We start from the raw sequence: 16,550 nt of genomic DNA, 5'->3' as shown, positions 1-16,550 counted from the left end.
GCCAGACTCCACGAGTCGTTTCGGGCGCACGACGAGTCGATCGGCAAACCGAAGTACGAACGGAAATTAACTCAATACAGCAAGTACTTACGCCGAGTTTCCTGCCACGCGATCTCGTCTCCTCGGGTCAACGACTCGAGTTGGCCTGCGACGGCGCCACGATCGTCGACCCAGTCGCGTAGCCCTGGCCCGCCATTGATCACGTCGATCGCCAGCTTGCCGAATTCATATTCGTACGGAAAGTCGCGCCACAGGTCGTAGTCGGGGTACAGCGTGCGGATCGCCTTGAAGCCGGCCGCCTGTACGCGCCACGGCCGGAATGCGGCGTGGTCATAGCCGGCGCCTTCGGCGTGGATGAAGACGCCGCTGCACAATTCCCCGACATGCTTGTGGAAGGTCGGCTGGAACCACAGGTCGCGCAACGTGCAGCCTGAAAGCCAGTCGGGCGCGATACGGCGCATCTCGGCGATCGCTGCCTTGGCATCGATATCGGGGGCGCCGAACAGCTCGAGCGGCCGTGTCGTACCGCGCCCTTCCGACAGGTTGGTGCCTTCCAGCATCACAGTACCGGCATAGGCCCGCGCCATGTTGACGTTGGCGGCATTCGGGCTCGGATTGATCCACACCCGGCTTTCGGGCCAGCCGAAGCCGGGTGCGGCGTCGGGCGCCCAGCCCTCCATGCCAATCACGCGATACTCCACATCGATCTTGTAGTGATCGACGAACCAGTGGCCGAGTTCGCCCAGCGTCATTCCGTGCCGCATCGGCATCGGCCCGGCGCCGACGAAACTCTCCCAGCCGGGCAGCAGCGTCAGCCCCTCGATCGGCCGCCCCGCCGGGTTGGGCCGGTCGAGCACCCACACCGTCTTGCCGTGTTCGGCCGCGGCTTCCAGCACGTAAAGTAGAGTCGTGACGAACGTGTAGATCCGGCAGCCGACATCCTGCAGGTCGATCAGGATCGTATCGAACGTGCCCATCGACTGCCCCGTAGGCCGCCGTACCTCGCCGTAGAGGCTGAACACGGGAATATTGTACTGCGGATCGGTGAAGTCCGGCGACTCCATCATATTGTCCTGCAGATCGCCGCGCACGCCATGCTGCGGCCCGAACATCGCGGTGATATTGACGCCGGCGGCGATCAGCGCGTCGAGACTGTGGGTCAGGTCCGCGGTGACGGAGGCGGGGTGCGCGAGCAATGCGACGCGCTGGCCGTCCAGCGGCTGGCGGAGTTCCGGCTCGGAGAGCAGGCGATCGATACCGAATTTCATGGGGCGGTTGGTGCCGGGAGGGTGGCGATAAAGCAATCCGCATTATGGAAATCCGGTGCCGGCGCGCCGGGAGCATGCTCCAGCGCCCAGAACGACTTCGATCCGTCGCTCGCCTCGATCACCGCGGTAAGGCCCAAGCGCCATGCCATCCCACCGATCTCCGACAGGTCGACGGTCGCCTTCATCGTCGGCCTGCTCCACGCGACCCGCGGGATTGCGGCCGCGTCGCGCATGCCTTGGCGATGACCATCGAACGCGTAGCTCGCCCAACGCCCCGACGGCGATAAATTCAGTTCGACATATCCGGCATGGCCGACGGGCTGGACGAACGCCTCGAAACAGGTGTGCATCCACAGATCGTCGGTTCGTGCCGCAGCTGCCGGCGCTGGCCACGACACCCGATTGAGATCGCCGTCGACCGCATAGGTAAACGTCAGCGTATCTCCCGATCGCGTGACCGAAACGGTGATCGCCGTCACTGCAACGCTGGGTTTGTCGGGATGGGGCACGAGGTGAAAATCGCTCATCCGCAGCACCCTAGGAAATCCCGCACAAAATCGCTACATGCCGCCCCTCCCATGGCAACAATACTCCCCTCCCCGCCGAAGATCGGCATGGTCTCGCTCGGCTGTCCCAAGAATCTGGTCGACAGCGAACGCATCCTCACCAAGCTACGCAGTGATGGGTACGCCATGTCGCCCGATTATGCCGGCGCCGACGTCGTGCTGGTCAATACCTGCGGCTTCCTCGATTCCGCCAAGGAAGAGAGCCTCGAGGCGATCGGTGAAGCGATCGCTGAGAATGGCCGCGTCATCGTCACTGGCTGCATGGGCAAGGAAGCGGAGATGATCCGCGCGAAATTCCCCGGCATCCTCGCCGTCACCGGCGCGCATCAATATGAAGAGGTCGTCGGCGCGGTCCACGACGCGGCGCCGATGCCGCCGAGCGCGTTCCTCAACCTCGTCCCCGACAGCGGCCTCAAGCTCACCCCGCGCCACTACAGCTATCTGAAGATCAGCGAAGGCTGCAACCACCGGTGCAGCTTCTGCATCATCCCGAGCCTGCGCGGCGACCTCGTGAGCCGTCGCCCCGACGCGATCCTGCGCGAGGCCGAAAAGCTGATCGAGGCGGGCACGAGGGAATTGCTGGTGATCAGCCAGGACACCTCGGCCTACGGCGTCGACATCCGCCACCAGCCGCGGATGTGGCACGGCGAGGAAGTCCGCGCGCACATGACCGATTTGTCGCGCGAGCTCGGCAAGCTCGGCGCCTGGGTGCGCCTCCATTACGTCTACCCCTATCCGCATGTCGATCAGGTCATCCCGCTAATGGCCGAGGGGCTCATCCTTCCCTATCTCGACATCCCGTTCCAGCATGCCAGCCGCAACGTGCTCAAGCTGATGAAGCGCCCGGCGAACGAGACCAAGGTGCTCGAACGCATCAAGCACTGGCGCACGATCGCGCCCGACATCGCGATCCGCTCGACCTTTGTGATCGGCTTCCCCGGCGAGACCGAGGACGATTTCGCCTATCTGATGGACTGGCTCGAGGAAGCGCAGCTCGACCGCGTCGGCGCGTTCCGCTTCGAGCCGGTCGAGGGCGCGGTCGCCAACGACCTGCCCAACCATGTGCCCGAAGAGATCAAGGAAGAGCGTTATGCTCGCCTGATGGAACTGACAGCGCGGATCTCGGCCGACAAGCTGCAGGCCAAGGTCGGCCGCACCCTCGACGTGATCATCGACGCAGTCGACGAGGATGGCGGGGCCACCGGCCGCTCCAAGGCCGACGCGCCGGAGATCGACGGGGAGGTCTTCCTGCGCGACGCGGGGCATCTCGCCGTGGGTGATATCACGCGCGTGACGATCGAGGATGCCGACGAGCACGATCTGTACGGCGTCCCGGTCTAACGCGCACGCCTGGCAGCCGGGGACGGCACTGATGCAGTCCCCAGCCGCGCTGTTTACGCGGCCTCACCGGCAGCCTAGTCAGGCGCAAACCGCAGATGAGGTCCCGTCTTGAGCGTCGTCGCCGCCTATCATTACCGCGATGGCAAGCGGATCGGCGACATCTCGATCGACGAGCCGACGCCGTGCGGAGACGATCCGTCCGAATTCGTTTGGATCGGGCTGCTCGAACCATCGGATGAGGAATTGATGACGCTGCAGGACCGCTTCGGCCTGCATCCGCTGGCGGTGGAGGATGCGCTCAAGGCGCATCAGCTGCCCAAGGTGGACGTCTATGGCGACCAGTTGTTCGTCATCGCGCGCACCGCGCACCGCGACGACGACAAGATTGCTTACGGCGAAACGGCGATCTTCGTCGGCCGCAGCCACATCATCACCGTACGCCACGGATCAGCGCGCGCGCATAGCGATTTGCGCGTGCACCTGGAAGCGTCGCCCGCCTTGCTCAAGCTCGGCGTGGATTACGTGCTGCACGCGATCATCGATTTCATCGTCGACGGCTATCAGCCGATCGTCGAGGCGATCGAGGAGGAAGTGCTGCAGACCGAGCAACAGGCGATGAACGAATCGCTCGAAAAGGAAGAGACCGCGCGCCTGTTCGCGCAGCGCCGCGAGGTGATCCGCTTCCAGCGCATCATCGGCCCAATGGGCGAAGTCGCCAACAAGCTCGCCAATCTCGACATGCCGTGCATCGACAAAGAAGCGCGGCCCTATTTCCGCGACGTGCTGGATCATGTCCGCCGGGTCGACAATATGGTCGGCGGCCTGCGCGACGCCTTGACCTCGGTGTTCGAAGTCAGCGCGCTGCTTGAGCAGCAGCGCCAGGGTGCGATTACCCGGCAACTGGCGGCTTGGGCGGCGATCCTGGCGGTGCCGACGGCGATCGCCGGCATCTACGGGATGAATTTCGATCACATGCCCGAATTGCGGCTGCGCTACGGCTATCCGGCGGTGATCACCGTGATCTTCATATTGTGCACCAGCCTGTACATACGCTTCAAACGGGTGCGCTGGCTGTAGCCGCGCGAGACGGCTCGGACGCAAAAAAGGCCGGATCATTGCTGATCCGGCCCCTGCCCGCCGTACGACGGAGAATGATGGTGCACCCAGAGCGATTCGAACGCCCGACCCTCAGATTCGTAGTCTGATGCTCTATCCAGCTGAGCTATGGGTGCGTGGAGGCAGTCTCCTAGGCGGGGATTCCGGTGGGCGCAAGCGTTGCTTGTCGCTTTTTTGGCGCATAGAGCGATTGTTGATGACCAAAACCCGCTTTCCCATCCGTTTGCGCGCCGGAATCGGCCCGATCCTGCTCTGCCCCCTGCTGCTCGCCGCCTGCGCGCAGACGACGTCGACGCAATTTCCCTCGCTGCTGCCGCGGGCGATCGAGACCCGCAGCGATGCCGAGCCCGTCGTGGCGACGCCCGTGGCGACGCCCGATCCTGCGCTCGATGCGACGATCGCCGAAAAGGCCAAGGCGCTCGACACGAGCAAGAGCGCTTTCGCCGACGCCGCCACGCGCGCCGAATCGCTGGCGCGTGCCGCCAGGGGCGCGGCGGTGGGCAGCGAACGCTGGCTCGATGCGCAGACCGCGCTGGCCGAGCTCGATTCCTATCGCGCAGGCATTTCCGGGCTGGTCACCGATCTCGACGAACTGCTCGTCGCGCGCGCGGCGGACGGCCAGGCCGACTATCCCGCGTTGCAGAGCGCGCGCGACGCAGCGCAGGCCGAGCTGGACGCCGAAACCGCGAAGATCACCACGTTGCAGGCCGCGCTGCCCGAAGCTTGATGTCTCAGCGGCGATCGATCCGATAGGTCAGGTGACGGCGAAGCGGATCGCCGTCGGCCAGTGCCGGATGATCGAAATCGCCGCCCGCCACCCGGGCCATGCCCAGCCGCACCATCACGCTTTGGCTTGCCGTGTTGGCCGGCACGGTGATGGCGTAGAGACTGGGCCAGTCAGTGGCCGCCCAAGCCCAGTCTAGTGCCGCGCGTGCCGCCTCCGATGCATAACCCTGCCCCCAGGCGGTCCGCGTCAGGCTCCAGCCGAGCTCGGGCGCGCCGGCGATCGGCGTGCTCTCCGGCCCCGGCTTGATCCCGCACCAGCCGAGGAACGCCCCGTCGGCCCGCCGCTCGATCACCCAGAAGCAATGGCCGAGCCGATCGAGCAGCGCTTGCTGCCGCATCACCACATCGCGCGACTCGGCGAGCGTCGGCGCCGGCCCGAGATAGCGGCTGACGACCGGATCGCCGCACATCGCGTTATGCAAGGCGGCGTCCGTCGCCTGCCAGCCGCGCAGCGTCAGGCGCGCCGACTCGATCACGGGCGGGGTATTTCGAAGGTGACCGTGGCGCGCAGCGGATCGCCCGGCGCGAAGAGCGGGTGCTCGAAATCGCCATCGGCGACCCGCGTCATGCCGAGCCGCGCCATCAACCCCTGGCTCTTGCCGTTGCGCGCGGCCGTGATCGCGACGATCCGCTGTGCCTTCTTGTTGGCCCAGCCCCAGGCGAGGCTGGCCTGCATCGCCTCATAGGCATAGCCCCGGCCCCAGAACGGCACGGCGAGCATCCAGCCGGCCTCCAGTTCGCCGCTGATCGGCGTGTTGTCCGCCCCGCGCTTCAACCCGCAAAAGCCGGCGACCGCGCCGTCGCGCCGCTGCGCGACTACCCAGAAGCCAATCCCTTCGTGGCGATAGCCGTCGTGCCGGGTGATCGTCGCAACGCTGTCTGCGACAGACTTTATCGGCCCGAGGTCGGCCATCACCCGCGGATCCGCCCACATTGCGTGCAGCGCGTCGCGGTCGGCCGGCGTGGGGACGCGCAGGATCAACCGCTCGGTCTCGATCATGCCTAGCCCGCGAGCAGCCGCGCGGCATGCGCCGCGTGATAGGTCAGCACGCCTGCACAGCCGGCGCGCTTGAACGCCATCAGCGTCTCCAGCACCACCGCGTCACGCTCCGCCGCGCCGGCCGCCACCGCCGCCTCGATCATCGCATATTCGCCCGACACCTGATACGCGAAGACCGGCACCTGGAACTCGCTCTTCACGCGCAGGATGATGTCGAGATAGGGCAGGCCCGGCTTGACCATCACGCTGTCCGCGCCTTCCGCCAGGTCGAGCGCGACCTCGCGCAGCGCTTCCTCGGCATTGGCCGAATCCATCTGATAGGTCTTCTTGTCGCCTTTCAGCAGCCCGCGCGAGCCAACCGCGTCGCGGAACGGCCCATAGAAGCCGCTGGCATATTTGGCGGCGTAGGACATGATCTGCACGTTGACATGGCCGGCACCTTCGAGCGCATCGCGGATCAGCCCGATCCGGCCGTCCATCATATCCGACGGCGCGATGATGTCGGCGCCGGCCGCCGCCTGGTTGAGCGCCTGCTGCACCAGCATCTCGGCGGTACTGTCGTTAAGCACATAGCCGCTCTCATCCAGCAGACCGTCATGGCCGTGCGCGGTATAGGGATCGAGCGCGACGTCGGTCAGCACGCCGACTTCCGGCACCGCCTGCTTCAGTGCGCGGATCGCGCGGCACATCAGATTGTCCGGATTAAGCGCTTCCTCCCCCGCTGCGGTGCGCAGATGCGGCGGCGTATTGGGGAACAAAGCGATGCAGGTGATGCCCAGATCGCGCGCCTCTTTCCCCCGCGCGACGATATTGTCGACCGACCAGCGCGACACGCCGGGCAGGCTGGCGATCGGATCCTCGATCCCCGTGCCTTCCGAAATGAACAACGGCCAGATCAGGTCGGCGGCGGTGAGCACGGTTTCGGCGTGCAGCCGGCGGCTCCACGGCGAGCTACGAGTGCGACGCAGGCGAAGCGCGGGATAGGATGCGGTCATGCATGGCTTTTGAGCCTGCCAGCGAAATGCTGCAAGCGTTACGGCCCCGAAACCGCCTGATGCGCGTTGAGCGCCGCATGACACAAATCCGCTCCGCCGCGATGATCATCAACACCAAGTCGCGCACGGGCCAGGCGCAGTTCAAAACCGCGTGCCAGGCGATGGATTGCCTGCCCTTCCCGGTCGATGCGCACGCCGTGCCGCATCCCGACAAGCTCGAGCAGGCGGTGCGCGACGCGCTGTCGAAAAAGCCGGATCTCGTCATCCTGGGCGGCGGCGACGGCACGATCAGCGGACTGGTCGACCTGCTCGTCGGGCAGGACGTGATTCTGGGCGTGCTGCCGCTCGGCACCGCCAACAGCTTTGCGCGCACCTTGGGCATCCCGCTGGATATCGCCGGCGCGGTCGACGTGCTGCGCACGGGCGCCCCCAGGCGGATCGATCTCGGCATGATCGACGGCGATTATTTCGCCAATTGCGCGGCGCTGGGCATTTCCCCGCAGATTGCCAAGACGATCCCGCATGGGCTGAAAAAGGTGCTCGGCAAGATCGGCTATCTCGGCTGGGCGGCATGGCAGTTCGCCAGCTTCAAGCCCTTCACGCTGATCATCGGCGAGGGTGACACGGCCGAGCGGCTGCGTGTGGTGGAGGTGCGGATCTCCAACGGGCCGTATCACGGCGGTACCGAGCTGGTCGATGCGGCGGCGGTCGATTCGGGTGAGATCGTCGTACAGGCGGTGGTCGGCCGCGCGCGCAGCCGGCTGGTCAAGAACTGGGCGGCGAGCTTCTTCCGGCTCGAGGCACGGCACGAGGATACGCGCGACTTCCACGGCAAATCGCTGCGCATCGCCACCGAGCCGCGGATGCCGATCTCGATCGATGGCGAGGTGCTGGCCAAGACGCCGGTGACGGCGAAAGTCGCGGCGGGGATCATCCAGGTGATGGCGCCCCGGGCATAATCCCTACCCCGCAGTTCCCCGGCGAAAGCCGGGGCCCAGTCGGGAAACGGAGATAATCGGGCGCTGCGCTTCGTAACCTCAATCTGCGCAACTGGGCCCCGGCGTCCGCCGGGGAAGCGCAGTGGCCTGAGCGCGAGAAGATCACCCCGTCGGCTGCAAGCGCCCGGCGGGCTCGCTCACAGCGTGCGCATGTTCCTCGCCATCGGCGGTCATTGGCACGATCAGCGCGCCCTTGCGCCACGTGCCGCGCCGGTAGAACCAAATTGCACAGACCAGCGACACCGCAGAGCCGATCGGAAACGCCCACCACAGGGCGTCCGCGCCGATAAAGGGCCGCGCCGCCAGCGCAAAACCGATCCGCACCGGATACAGCGCGATCGCCAGGATGATCAGCGGCGCCAGCGTCGATCCATTGGCGCGCACGGTGGAGAACAATACCATCGTCGCGCCGAACATCACGAAGGTCCAGCTGGCGATGAGCTGGATATGCCGCGCGATCGGGATCGCCGCGCTGTCCGCGCCGACGAACAGCGCCATCACCGGCCGGTCGAACAGGAGGATCGCGGCGATCACGACCAGCGTGATGATCGTGTTGTAGAGGATGCCCGATCGCGTGATCGCATCGACCCGGTCCCAGCGGCCCGCACCGATATTCTGCGCCGCCATGCTCGAGACGGCAACGCCGATCGCCATCGCCGGCATCTGGATATAGGTCCACAGCTGTTGCGACACGGCATAGGCCGCGGCGGTATCGACACCCAGCCGGTTGACCAGCCCGACCATGGTCAGCCCCGCGGTCGACATGACCAGCATCTGTGCGCCCATCGGCAGGCCTTTGGCGACGATCGTGCGCACCAGCGCGCGCTCGGGCAGCAGGTAGCGCAGCTCTGCGCCGCGCAGCCGGATCGGCAGGTCGCGGGCATAGACATAGGCGATCAGCCCGAAGGTCGAGACCAGGGCGGCGATCAATGTCGCGGTGGCAGAGCCGGCGATGCCCATCTTGGGGAACGGGCCCATTCCGTCGATCAGCAAGGGGTTCAGGCTCGAATCGATGATCACGCTGAGCACCATGAACCATAAGGGCGTGACCGAATCGCCGGTGCCGCGCAGCCCCATCTGGACCAGCACGCCGAGCATCGACAGTGGCAGGCCGAGGAAAATCACGCGCAGATAGGCCAGTGCCAGCGGTTGCGCCTCGGCCGGCGTGGCGAGCAGATGCAGGATCTCGGGCGCGAACAGCCAGCCGAGCGCGGCGATCGCCACTGCCCCGCCGACTACCAACCCGATCGCCGAGCCAAACGCGCGCCGCGCCGCCTCGATATCCCCGCGCCCGACCGACTGGCCGACCAAGATGGTCGCCGCCATGCCGAAGCCGAACACGGCACTGAACATCAGGAACATGATGATGTTGGCGTTCGACGTCGCCGCCAGCGCGCCTTCGCCGAGGAAGCGCCCGACCCAGATCGAATTGATCGAGCCGTTGAGTGACTGGAGCACGTTCGACGCGAGCGTGGGCAGCGCGAAGGCGAGCAACGTCGCGCCGATCGGGCCGGTGGTGAGGTCGCGCTGGCGAACTCCCCTCCCGCGGGCGGGAGGGGTTGGGGGAGGGCTTGTCACTCCTACGCTGTCGGCCACACGCCCTCCCCTAGCCCCTCCCCACGCGGGAGGAGAATTGCTTACCCAAGCCGCGCCAGCGCTGCGCCGAGCCGCTCGGCTTCCGCCGCCTTGTCGGCATGATCCGCCTTGGCCTTCTCCACCGCTTCCGGCTTGGCGCGCTCGACGAAGCTCGGATTGCCGAGCCGGCCGGACAGCGCATCGCGCTCCTTCGCCACCGCGGCGATCGCCTTGGTCAGGCGCGCCTTTTCGGCATCGAGATCGATCACGCCGTCCAATGGAATGACGAACGTCGCTTCGTCGGCCACGACCTGGATCCCGCCCTGCCCGGCGAAATCACCCTCGGCGAGATCGACGCGGGCCAGTCGCGACAGCACTGCCGCGTTGCGCGCGAGCCGGCCCTGCGTCAGTTCGCCGGCGCCGCGCACATGCATCGGCAGCTTCGCCCCCGGCGACACGTTGAGCTCGACGCGCGCCGCGCGGATATCGCTGACCAGCGAGATCAGCCAGTCCACTTCCTGCGCCGCCGCCGGATCGATCGCCCGCGCATCCGCCATCGGCCATTTGGCGACGATCAGATCGCTGTCGCGCGGGCCCATCTTGGACCACAATTCCTCGGTGATGAACGGCATGAACGGGTGCAGCAGCACGAGCAGCTGATCGAGCACCCAGCCCGCCACCGCGCGCGTCTCGTCCGCCTCGGGTCCGCGCGCCGGCGCGTCCATCTGGCCGAGCACCGGCTTGATCAGCTCGATATACCAGTCGCAGAAACGGCTCCAGCCGAACTGGTAGATCGCGTTGGCCGCGCCATCGAAGCGGTAATCGGCCAGCGCCAGATCGACCGCCTGCACCGCCTGGATCGTCTCGGCGATGATCCAGCGATTGACCGCCAGCTCGGCCTTGGGCGCCTCCAGCGTGCTGCTCGCACCGATCCCGTTCGCCTGGCAGAAACGCGCGGCGTTCCACAGCTTGGTCGCGAAGTTGCGGTACCCCTCGACGCGCTTCTCATCCATCTTGATGTCGCGGCCCTGGCTTTCCATCGCCGCCATGAAGAAGCGCAGCGCATCCGCGCCGTACTGGTCGATGAGACCCAGCGGATCGACCGTATTGCCCTTCGACTTGGACATCTTCGCGCCATCCGCGGCGCGCACCAGGCCATGCAGGTAGAGCGTGCGGAACGGCACGTCCTTCATGAAGTGCATCCCCTGCATCATCATCCGCGCGTCCCAGAAGAACAGGATGTCGAAGCCGGAGATGAGCACGTCGTTGGGGTAGCGGCCGCCCAAAGCTCCCCTCCCGCTTGCGGGAGGGGTTGGGGGAGGGCCTGTCACATCGTCGGACGGCGCGTTTTCGGACAGGCCCTCCCCTAGCCCCTCCCGCAAGCGGGAGGGGGACTGATCTGGCCAACCCAAGGTCGCGAACGGCCACAGCGCCGACGAGAACCACGTGTCCAGCACGTCGCTATCCTGCTCGAGCGTCACGCCCGCGCCGGCCTGTGCCTGCGCCTCGGCCTCGCTCAACGCGACGTAAATCTGGCCATCGTCGCCAAACCACGCCGGGATGCGATGCCCCCACCACAGCTGCCGGCTCACGCACCATGGCTGGATATTCTCCATCCAGTTGAAGAACGTCTTCTCCCACGTCTTCGGCACAATTTTGATCGCGCCCGAGCGCACCGCCTCGATCGCCGGCTGCGCCAGCGTCTTGGCATCGACATACCATTGGTCGGTCAGCCACGGCTCGATCACCACGCCGGAGCGGTCGCCATAGGGCGTCTGGATCGTGCGCGGCTCGGCGTCGTGCTCGGCGCCGTCCTTGTCGATATGGGGCACGAGGAAGCCCTCGTCCCTGAGCCGCGCGACGACAGCCTTGCGTGCTTCGGCGGTGGACAGGCCAAGCAACTCGGCCGGGATCAGCCCGTCCGAGACCTGCGTCACCGCCGCCTTGGCATCGAGCATGTTGAGCATCTCGCCGGCCTTGAACCCGGCGCGCTTGCCCACTTCGAAATCGTTGAAATCATGCCCCGGCGTGATCTTGACGGCGCCCGAGCCCAGTTCCGGATCGGCATGTTCGTCCGCCACGATCGGAATCAGCCGGCCGGTGATCGGCAGGCGCACCTTCTTGCCGATCAGCGCGGTATAGCGTTCGTCGGTCGGGTGCACGGCCACCGCCATGTCGGCGAGCATCGTCTCGGGCCGCGTCGTCGCGACCTCGATGAAGCCTGACCCGTCCTCGAGCGGATAGCGCAGCTTCCAGAAGCTGCCCTTGATCTCGCGCGTCTCGACCTCAAGATCGCTGATCGCGGTGCCGAGGCCCGGATCCCAGTTCACCAGGCGCTTGTCGCGGTACAGCAGGCCTTCCTTGTGCAGATCGACGAACACTTTGAGGACGGCCTTGGAAAAGCCCGGGTCCATCGTGAAGCGTTCGTTCTGCCAGTCCATCGAGCAGCCGAGGCGGCGGAGCTGCTGCGTGATCGTGCCGCCGCTCTCTTCCTTCCACGCCCAGACCTTCTCGACGAACTGCTCGCGCGTGAGATCGGTGCGCTTCTGGCCCGCCGCGCCCATCTGCCGCTCGACCACCATCTGCGTGGCGATGCCGGCATGATCGGTGCCGACCACCCACAAGGCGTCCTTGCCCTTCAGCCGCGCGTGGCGCGCCAGGATGTCCTGCAGCGTATTGTCCAGCGCGTGGCCGATATGCAGGTTACCGGTGACGTTGGGCGGCGGGTTGACGATCGTCCACGGCTCGGCGCCCGGGCGATCGGGGCGGAAGCTGCCGCTTTCTTCCCAATGCGCATACCAGCGCGATTCGATTTCGGCGGGGTCGAAGGTCTTGGGGAGCTCGGTCATGGCGGCAGGCCATAACCAAGCCGCCGCGCTTCGTCACCCCGGCGCGGCGTTGTTCGGCTGAATCGCCGTTGACACCGGCATGGGTCTCGCGGCAATGCGGCTGCCACGCGGGTGTAGCTCAATGGTAGAGCAGAAGCTTCCCAAGCTTACGACGAGGGTTCGATTCCCTTCACCCGCTCCATGAACTTCCTTGCAGAGCGCCTCCGACAATAAGCGCCGTCCTCTTCTGGGCGCGCTACGCGGCTTGGGCCGGTTGCAGCTTTCGCCCGAACTGCTTGCGATAGACGCTCGGTGCGACGCCAACATGACGGGTGAAGTACAGCCGCAGATTGGTCGCGCTGCCAATCCCGGTCGCCGCTGCGATGTGATCCATCGACAGGGTCGTTGTCTCCAGCAGATCGCGGGCGAGCGTCAGGCGTTCCCCAGCGAGCCAGGCGCCTGGACTGGCGCCCGTGGCTTCCTGAAACCGACGCACGAACGTGCGCTGGCTCATCCCCGCGGCCGCAGCCATTTCGGCGACTGTCCACGGCCGCGCAGGCACAGCGCGCACGCGATCAAGCACGTCAGAAAGCGGGTTTGCCGCACGGGCCGGTACTGCACGCTCAATAAACTGCGCCTGACCGCCGCCGCGGTGCGCAGCAACCACCATCCGTCGTGCCACGCTGTTGGCCGCGTCGGGACCGAAATCGGCGCGGACCATATGCAGCAACAGGTCGATCCCCGCCGCAGACCCCGCGGAAGTGAAGATGGTGCCGTCCTCGGCATAGAGGTTGGCGGCATCCACCGTGACCGCCGGATAGGCCGACGCTAAGCGTTCGGCGTGGCACCAGTGCGTCGTCGCGCGGCGGCCGTCGAGCAGCCCGATCGACGCCAGCAGGAACGCCCCGGAACAGATTGCCGCTAGCCGCGCGCCGCGCGCATGCGCTGCGCGCAACGCGGCGCGCAACGCGGGCGAGGGGGCAGCGCCGTCCGTTCGCCAGCCGGGAATGACGATCGTTCCCGCCCGTTCGAGCGCCTCGATCCCGGCTTCCGGCGTGACGATGATGCCGGCATTCGTCCGGTGCCGCCCGGCCCGCTCGGCGCAGGTCACAAAGCGATACCGCTCGCTGCCGAGCTCCGGGCGTGGAAGCGCGAACACCTCGGCGACGATCCCGAATTCGAACATACAGAGCCCGTCATAGACAAGCGCAGCGACGAGCAAGTTGGCGGGCGGTGAGCAGATTGGCATGATCCTTTCGATAAGGGTCATTTCCGCCAATAGCGATGGGGTCTCGCATCAGGCAGAAGACTTGCGTTGCCGGACCACCGTTCAGCCAGGCCATCGTCCCGCTTTCCGGGCCGATTGCCGCGCATATACTGGAGAATGATCATGGCGCTCGAGCTTCGCCCGAATTGTGAATTTTGCGACTGCGACCTGCGACCCGAGGCCACCAACGCCCGCATCTGCACCTATGAGTGCACCTTCTGCGCAAGCTGCGTCGAGATCGAATTGCACAACGTCTGCCCGAATTGCGGCGGCGGGTTCACACCGCGACCGATCCGCCCCGCGACCGAGTGGCGGCCCGGGCTGTCGGTCGTCAAGCGACCGCCGTCGGCCAACCGCCGGTTCCTGAAGTACGACATCACCGACATGCGAAATCAGTCCGCTCGATTGCGGCTTATCCCACCCGAGCAGCGCTAAACCGCGAGGTCACTATGGAAAGGACACCGGCACGCTAGTCGCCAAGGGCCCCACGGCATCGCCGTCAGTGATCGTTCCGCGCCGATCACGCCATTACCGTAAGCCTTTGACGGCAATGGCGTGATCGCCCGCTCCACAAACCTCCCGTCGACCCCGGAATCCGGTGCCTGTTGCTAGCGGGCGATCGCCGAAGCCGCCAGGCCAGCACGTGACCGTCGCCCCTGGGCTGTCCGGTGCCGACGGCGCTGCCCCGGGGTCAGCGAGCGACGGTGAGCGCGGCGTCGGTATCGACCGGGCGCGGCTGCTGGAAGCGGAAGTCGCCATCGTCTTCCATCACGCGCAGCTGACCGTCTTCGAGCGCGAAATACGCCCCGTGCAGCGTCAGATTGCCCTCTGCGACCGCCTTCTGCACGAAGGGAAAGCTTTGCAGGTTGGTGAGCGAGGTGCGCACGGCCTCATATTCCATCTCGCGGGCCGCGTCGTCGCCATCGCCGCAGCGTGCCTTCACCGTGTCGCGCGCTTCATCCAGAATGCTCACCCAACTGGCGATGAAACCGCCCTCGCCCGGCGCCGCATCGCGGAACGCGCCGCTCAGCGCCGCATTGCACCCGCCACACGCGCCGTGCCCCATGACGACGATCTCCTCGACCTTGAGCTTGGTCACGGCAAACTCCAGCGCGGCCGAGACGCCGTGAAAACCAGCGCGCGTCTCGAACGGCGGGACCAGGGCGGCGACGTTGCGCACCACGAAGATTTCACCCGGAAGCGTATCGAAGATCTGCGATGGTTCGACGCGGCTGTCGGAGCAGGCGATCACCATCACCTTGGGGCTCTGCCCCTCGCGCAGTTCGAGCCACCGGCTGTGCTCGCGGCGCAGGTTGGAGGTGCGAAAGCGATGATACCCTTCCACGAGATCAGCAAAATAGGTCATGGTTCTTTCCTTGCAAAAGCCGACAGAATTCACGTCACGGCGGACCGCCGCTGCAGCCATGGGCACCCGCCGAACGAGCGCCGATCCGAGGGTAAGCGGCCCGTCCTGGCCATGCCTAGAATAGCGGCCGCACGTCCGGAAATGGTGTCGCTATTGTATCGAAATATGTATTCACCGGCGCGGCTCGGCGGGGCCATCGCCCCCCGCGCGATGCGACCGAAGCCGCGATTGGTCACGCGACCATGTCTATGGATGTCGTGTCGACCGAGGCGCCCGGTATGCCGCTGTCAGCAGTCACACAGCGCCGCGACCAGCGCTGCGCGGGGCAATACCGAGGAAATCAGGCAGTGTTCTTGCCAGGTATGCGCGCCCCCGCCCTCGACGCCCAGCCCGTCCAGCGTCGGGATGCCGAGCGCTGCGGTAAAATTGCCGTCGGAGCCGCCGCCGACCATTGGCACGTCGTGCAGGTCGATACCGAGCGGCTGCGCCAGCATGACGGCTTCAGCGAACAGGGCCTTGGTGCCGGCAGTCTTCTCGTATGGCGGGCGATTGAAGCCGCCCGAGCGCCGCATCGTCGTGCGCTGATCGACGACCTGAAGCGCGGCCAGCGACTCCTCGACACGCATGGCCTCGGCCGCGCTCGTGACGCGGATATCGACCGAGAACCTGCACTCGCCGGGAATGACGTTCTTGGCCGATCCGCCGCTAATCTCTCCCACGCTCACGGTCGTACCGCGCGCATAGTCCGTCAACTGCTCGAGCAGCGGGATCTGCCGGCATGCTTCGCGGATCGCGCTGTGCCCGTCGGCGTGATGCGTGCCGGCATGCGCCGGAATGCCCTCGATCGCAACGTCGAACCACCCCACCCCCTTGCGTGCGGTGACGGCCGCGCCGCCGGTGCGCGCCGGCTCCAGCACGAGCGCGCGTGCCCGACCGATGGCCAGCATTTCGATCAGCGCGCGTGTCGTCGGGCTGCCAATCTCTTCATCGGGGGACAGCAGACAGGTGACCGGCGCGTCGCAGCCCCGACGGGCGTGATCGATCAGTGCCAGGATGGCGCAGAGCACGCCGCCTTTCATGTCGTACAATCCTGGCCCGTACAGCAGGTCGCCCTCCTGCCGGACCGGCAATTTTCCGGCGGCCGTGCCCAGCGGATGGACCGTATCGACATGCCCGAGCAACAGGGTCCCACCCCCGGCCTGGCGCCCGGATCGCAGCACTATGATGTCGCCGATCCCGTCCCGCCCCGCGATCCGCTCCACCGCAATCCCTGCGACGCCTGCCACGTCGGCCAGCACCAAATCGTGCATACGGTTGACGGCCGCGGCATCGCTCGACGGGCTTTCGCAGCGCGCCCAAGCGCTCAGCCGATCCAACACCCACCGATCGTTGATATTCAAATCCGAAGAAAGGCGGTTGACCACAGATTTTCCTGTCCATAGGT

General features: G+C 66.2%; 15 protein-coding genes and 2 tRNA genes. 6 read left to right on the top strand and 11 right to left on the bottom strand.

Annotated elements, in window-relative coordinates; translation table 11 throughout:
- Positions 1-71: 71 nt before the first annotated feature.
- Entirely contained in the window at positions 72-1,268 is a 1,197-nt protein-coding gene (locus NV401_RS02040; protein ID WP_261292702.1) for an exo-beta-N-acetylmuramidase NamZ family protein, read from the bottom strand.
- Positions 1,265-1,795: a DOMON-like domain-containing protein gene (locus NV401_RS02035; protein WP_449325413.1), complete on the bottom strand. Its 531-nt coding sequence runs from the start codon at positions 1,793-1,795 to the stop codon at positions 1,265-1,267. The genes NV401_RS02040 and NV401_RS02035 overlap by 4 nt, the downstream gene beginning before the upstream one ends.
- A gap of 51 nt (positions 1,796-1,846) precedes the next feature.
- On the opposite strand from NV401_RS02035, the gene rimO reads away from it, so the two are divergent.
- Both rimO and corA read left to right on the top strand, forming a co-directional pair.
- A complete protein-coding gene (gene rimO / locus NV401_RS02030; RefSeq protein ID WP_261292700.1) occupies positions 1,847-3,175 on the top strand; it encodes a 30S ribosomal protein S12 methylthiotransferase RimO in 1,329 nt (442 codons plus the stop codon).
- Positions 3,176-3,283: 108 nt separating this feature from the next.
- Positions 3,284-4,252 (top strand): magnesium/cobalt transporter CorA, encoded by a 969-nt coding sequence (gene corA / locus NV401_RS02025; RefSeq protein WP_261292699.1) that lies wholly within the window; start codon positions 3,284-3,286, stop codon positions 4,250-4,252.
- Between the two features lie 78 nt (positions 4,253-4,330).
- Here the strand turns inward: corA and NV401_RS02020 are convergent.
- Positions 4,331-4,407 (bottom strand) — tRNA-Arg (locus tag NV401_RS02020).
- 80 nt (positions 4,408-4,487) lie between these two features.
- Here NV401_RS02020 and NV401_RS02015 point away from each other — a divergent pair.
- Positions 4,488-5,018, top strand: a complete 531-nt coding sequence (locus NV401_RS02015; RefSeq protein ID WP_261292698.1) for a hypothetical protein — start codon at positions 4,488-4,490, stop codon at positions 5,016-5,018.
- Between the two features lie 4 nt (positions 5,019-5,022).
- On the opposite strand, the gene NV401_RS02010 is transcribed toward NV401_RS02015, so the two are convergent.
- Genes NV401_RS02010 through hemB form a run of 3 tightly spaced genes read right to left on the bottom strand, consistent with a single transcriptional unit; the run spans position 5,023 to position 7,072 of the window.
- Entirely contained in the window at positions 5,023-5,553 is a 531-nt protein-coding gene (locus NV401_RS02010) for a GNAT family N-acetyltransferase (protein WP_261292697.1), read from the bottom strand.
- A complete protein-coding gene (locus tag NV401_RS02005; RefSeq protein WP_261292696.1) occupies positions 5,550-6,077 on the bottom strand; it encodes a GNAT family N-acetyltransferase in 528 nt (175 codons plus the stop codon). The genes NV401_RS02010 and NV401_RS02005 overlap by 4 nt, the downstream gene beginning before the upstream one ends.
- 2 nt (positions 6,078-6,079) lie before the next feature.
- Positions 6,080-7,072 (bottom strand): porphobilinogen synthase, encoded by a 993-nt coding sequence (gene hemB / locus NV401_RS02000; RefSeq protein ID WP_261292695.1) that lies wholly within the window; start codon positions 7,070-7,072, stop codon positions 6,080-6,082.
- Between the two features lie 77 nt (positions 7,073-7,149).
- On the opposite strand from hemB, the gene NV401_RS01995 reads away from it, so the two are divergent.
- Entirely contained in the window at positions 7,150-8,031 is an 882-nt protein-coding gene (locus tag NV401_RS01995; RefSeq protein ID WP_261292694.1) for a diacylglycerol/lipid kinase family protein, read from the top strand.
- A gap of 141 nt (positions 8,032-8,172) precedes the next feature.
- Here NV401_RS01995 and NV401_RS01990 read toward each other — a convergent pair whose 3' ends face one another.
- Both NV401_RS01990 and NV401_RS01985 read right to left on the bottom strand, forming a co-directional pair.
- Positions 8,173-9,648 (bottom strand): MATE family efflux transporter, encoded by a 1,476-nt coding sequence (locus tag NV401_RS01990; protein WP_261292693.1) that lies wholly within the window; start codon positions 9,646-9,648, stop codon positions 8,173-8,175.
- Positions 9,649-9,707: 59 nt separating this feature from the next.
- Positions 9,708-12,494 (bottom strand): valine--tRNA ligase, encoded by a 2,787-nt coding sequence (locus NV401_RS01985; RefSeq protein ID WP_261292692.1) that lies wholly within the window; start codon positions 12,492-12,494, stop codon positions 9,708-9,710.
- A 107-nt stretch (positions 12,495-12,601) separates the two neighbouring features.
- Between NV401_RS01985 and NV401_RS01980 the strand changes: the two genes are divergently transcribed.
- A tRNA-Gly gene (locus tag NV401_RS01980) sits at positions 12,602-12,675 on the top strand.
- Between the two features lie 54 nt (positions 12,676-12,729).
- On the opposite strand, the gene NV401_RS01975 is transcribed toward NV401_RS01980, so the two are convergent.
- Positions 12,730-13,743 carry a helix-turn-helix domain-containing protein gene (locus NV401_RS01975; protein WP_261292691.1) on the bottom strand — a complete coding sequence of 338 codons (1,014 nt, stop codon included), beginning with the start codon at positions 13,741-13,743 and terminating at the stop codon, positions 12,730-12,732.
- 114 nt (positions 13,744-13,857) lie between these two features.
- On the opposite strand from NV401_RS01975, the gene NV401_RS01970 reads away from it, so the two are divergent.
- On the top strand, positions 13,858-14,175 hold the full coding sequence (locus NV401_RS01970; protein ID WP_261292690.1) for a DUF1272 domain-containing protein: 318 nt from the start codon (positions 13,858-13,860) through the stop codon (positions 14,173-14,175).
- Between the two features lie 256 nt (positions 14,176-14,431).
- Here NV401_RS01970 and NV401_RS01965 read toward each other — a convergent pair whose 3' ends face one another.
- Both NV401_RS01965 and NV401_RS01960 read right to left on the bottom strand, forming a co-directional pair.
- Entirely contained in the window at positions 14,432-15,106 is a 675-nt protein-coding gene (locus NV401_RS01965) for a carbonic anhydrase (protein WP_261292689.1), read from the bottom strand.
- A 287-nt stretch (positions 15,107-15,393) separates the two neighbouring features.
- Positions 15,394-16,530, bottom strand: coding sequence for a M20 family metallopeptidase (locus NV401_RS01960; RefSeq protein ID WP_261292688.1), 1,137 nt, complete (start codon positions 16,528-16,530; stop codon positions 15,394-15,396).
- Positions 16,531-16,550: the final 20 nt, after the last annotated feature.

It is taken from the genome of Sphingomonas hylomeconis, assembly GCF_025370105.1.
Lineage (GTDB): Bacteria > Pseudomonadota > Alphaproteobacteria > Sphingomonadales > Sphingomonadaceae > Sphingomonas > Sphingomonas hylomeconis.
This window is presented reverse-complemented; position numbering and strand designations above follow the sequence as displayed.